This window comes from Pseudokineococcus marinus (assembly GCF_013004605.1).
Classification (GTDB): domain Bacteria; phylum Actinomycetota; class Actinomycetes; order Actinomycetales; family Quadrisphaeraceae; genus Pseudokineococcus; species Pseudokineococcus marinus.
In genome coordinates, this window is sequence record NZ_JABEMA010000323.1 from 1 (window position 1) to 3,267 (window position 3,267).

A 3,267-nucleotide genomic window follows, 5' to 3' on the forward strand; every position below is an offset into this window, starting at 1 on the left:
TCCCCGGCCCCGCGCCGTCGTCGGCGCCGTGGCGGAGCCCGCCCCGCGGAGGACGAGGGCGTGCCCGGCCAGGAGGAGCTGCTCCCCGAGCCGCCGCGATCCCCTGCCGCGGGCGCCGACGAGGAGGGCGGCGCACCCGCGGACGACGCCCAGCGGCCCCGGCCGCGCCCGTCCAAGCGCGGCGCGCGACCGAGCGTGCCGAGCTGGGACGACATCGTCTTCGGTCAGCGCAAGGACTGACCGCTCCCGGGAGCCGTGCGCCGGGCTCAGCCGAAGGGCAGCACGTCCGGGGACAGGGCGGCGGCGCGGGCGGCCGCGGCCGTGCGGCCCTGCCGGTGGTGGCGCCGGCACAGCACCTCGTAGCCGACGTCGCCGCCCTGGGCGTCGGCGCCGACGTCCCCGACGACGACCTGCTCGCCCTCGACGACCATCGCGCCCCCGACGGTGCGGGCGTTGTGGGTGGCGCGGGCGCCGCACCAGCACAGGGCCTCGACCTGGAGCACCTGCACGCGGTCGGCCAGCTCGAGCAGCCGCTGAGAGCCGGGGAACAGGCGCGTGCGGAAGTCGGTGGTGATGCCGAAGGCGAAGACGTCCACGTCCAGCTCGTCGACGACGCGAGCCAGCTGCTCGACCTGCGCCGCGGAGTAGAACTGCGCCTCGTCGCACACGAGGTAGTCGACGCGCTCCCCCGCCGTCCGGCGACGGCCCACCTCGGCCCACAGGTCGGTCCCGTCGGCGACCTCGACGGCGCGGCGGCGCAGACCGAGGCGGCTCGAGACCACGGCCTCCCCGGCGCGGTCGTCGCGGGTGAAGACGAGGCCACCACGACCACGGGCGGCGTGGTTGTGGTCCATCTGCAGCGCCAGCGTCGACTTGCCGCAGTCCATGGTCCCGGAGAAGAAGACGAGCTCGGCCACGGACGTCCATCCTGCCCGAGGCGGTCGCGGCGTGATGACGACGACGCCCACCCCCACCGGCCGACGCCGGTCCGCACGTCACCGGCCGACGTCGTGCCGATGGCCCGGGGAGCGCGTCGCCCGCTCGACGACCCCGACGGCACCGACCACGGCGGCTGGGGCGAAGGACCACCGCCCTTCTGATCCGCCGGTCGCCACAGCCCCTCCTGCGGACGCTCCCCGTGCTGCCGTTCCGCGCCTGCGCCGGGCCAGAGCTCAGGGGCGAGGGCCCACGAGCTCCCGACGACGACGCGTCACGAGCGCGTCCCGACCAGCATCGTCAGGGATCGGGCCGCTCAGCGGTCATGTCGACCCCGTGCCAAGTCCTCCTCGGACGAGCGCACGGCCTCGCCGTCGTCGGCACCCTCCCGGAGCACTCGTCCACGGGGCGTCACGTGGACGCCGCCGTGGGCGACCCGCACCTCGACGGTCGCCAGGACGGCCCGCAGGGCGATCAGCGCCCCCGCCGCCTCGAGACCCTCCTCGACGCCCACCAGCACGTGGTAGGTGCCGGACTCCCAGGGGTTGGCGGCGTCGTCCGTGAGCGCGAAGGCCGCGCCGACGGCCTCCATGCCGATCGCTCCGGCGAGGAAGACGGCACCAGCGACGACGAGCCGCCGACGCAGCCACGGGTCGAGGCCCCGGGCCACCCGCAGCAGCGCGACGCCGGCCGCGAGCACGACGACGACGCCGGGCAGCAGCCACGCGTTGAAGGGGCCGAGGACGTCGGTGACCCGGACGCCCACCTCGTTGAGGGTCTCGTGGAGCATCGCTGCTTCGTCCGCCGAGAGCAGCAGCGCCACCGCGCCCAGGACCACCAGCGACCGCCAGCGGAGCCCTGCCCCCCGGTGCGCGGCGGCCGACACGGCGAGGGCTGCGGCCAGGAGCGCCAGCACCGTCGACGACGCCCAGGCCCAGGCGTTGGCCTCGGCGTCGACGTAGAGCAGACGGGTCAGCTGGTCGAGGGCGAAGCGCACGACGGGCCGCGCGTCGTCCGGCAGCTGGAGGCGCAGCCAGCTCACGAGCACCCCGGCGACGGCGAGGACGGCGAGCACCAGGGCCAGCCATCCGACGAGCCGCTGCGTCCGCACGGCGCCGCGCGCAGGCGGACCCGTCTCGACGTCGCTGTCCACCATGCCGTCGACCGTACGTCGCCGGAGGAGCACCTCCCCGTCACCCGCGCCGGTGCCGGCCTCAGCCGGTGCCGGCCCGTGGGCCGGCGACGAGCAGCGGCACGTGCGTCTCGTCGTCCGTGCGCCCGCCGTGCATCCCGACCAGCCCCTTGAGCTGGGGGCGCTGGGTCCGCGAGTCGTGCACCGAGGTGCCCGGCGCGCAGGAGACGACGACGTCGCCGATGCGCGGGAGGACGTGCGGGGCGACAGGGCCGAACCAACCGGCGGCGACGGCCTCGTCACGCGCGAGCACCCGGGCGCCCGGGCCGAGCCGCTCGCGCCAGCGGGCGAGGACGGCCTCCGCCTCGCCGGGCGCGCAGTAGAGCATCGGTGCCCGGGGCTCCCCGCCGGACAGGGGCACCCCGCGGGCGAGGTCGGCGTCCTCGGCGAGGTCGAGGCGGGCGCCGAGGGGGACGTCGACCATCCCGTGGTCGGCCGTCACGAGGAGCAGCGCGTCGGCGGGGAGACGGCGCGCGAGCTGGCGCACCGCGAGGTCGACCTCCGCGAGCTCGCGCTCCCACGCCTCGCTGCGCCACCCGGACTCGTGGCCCGTCTTGTCGAGGTCGCCCCAGTAGACGTAGACGAGGGCCCGAGGAGCGCTGCGGATCGCGGAGGCCGCGGCGTCCACCCGGTCCTGCAGCGAGCGGGCGGCCACGTAGCGCGGCCCCCTCAGGGCCGCCTCGGTGAGCCCGCTGCCGGCGAAGTGCGGCGGGCCCACCTGCACGCACGCGACGCCGGCCCCGCCGAGGTGCTCGAACACCGTCGGCGCCGGCTGCCACTCCCGCGGGTCCACGGCCGGGTCCCAGGCGAGCTCGTTGAGCAGGACCCCGCGGCCGGGGTCGAGCACCTCGTACCCGACGAGGCCGTGGGCCCCGGGCAGCAGCCCCGTCCCGAAGGAGCCCATCGACGTCGCCGTCGTGGAGGGGTGCCCGGCGCGCAGGACGTGCGCCCCGCCGGAGCGCAGCTCGCCGAGCCACCCGGCGGAGCGGCCGGCGGCCTGGAGGAGCCGGTCGCCGAGACCGTCCACGAGCAGCACGCAGACGCGCGGGGCCTCGGGCAGCTCGACCGGCACGGGGCGCTGGGGCGCCCCCAGGGCCGCGGCCGCGGCGGGCAGCACGTCCGCGAGGGCGCCGGCCGTG

At 77.2% G+C, this 3,267-nt stretch carries 3 protein-coding genes and 1 pseudogene; 1 reads left to right on the forward strand and 3 read right to left on the reverse strand.

Annotated features, from left to right (window positions below):
• Positions 1-240, forward strand: a pseudogene (locus tag HLB09_RS14765) (hypothetical protein); the annotation flags it as partial.
• Positions 241-266: 26 nt separating this feature from the next.
• Here the strand turns inward: HLB09_RS14765 and HLB09_RS14770 are convergent.
• The 3 genes from HLB09_RS14770 to HLB09_RS14780 all read right to left on the reverse strand — a co-directional run.
• Positions 267-917 carry a thymidine kinase gene (locus HLB09_RS14770; protein WP_171204093.1) on the reverse strand — a complete coding sequence of 217 codons (651 nt, stop codon included), beginning with the start codon at positions 915-917 and terminating at the stop codon, positions 267-269.
• A gap of 335 nt (positions 918-1,252) precedes the next feature.
• Positions 1,253-2,092: a hypothetical protein gene (locus HLB09_RS14775; protein ID WP_171204094.1), complete on the reverse strand. Its 840-nt coding sequence runs from the start codon at positions 2,090-2,092 to the stop codon at positions 1,253-1,255.
• Between the two features lie 58 nt (positions 2,093-2,150).
• Positions 2,151-3,267 (reverse strand): alkaline phosphatase family protein (locus tag HLB09_RS14780; protein WP_212771151.1); only part of this gene is annotated, 1,117 nt, incomplete at its 5' end.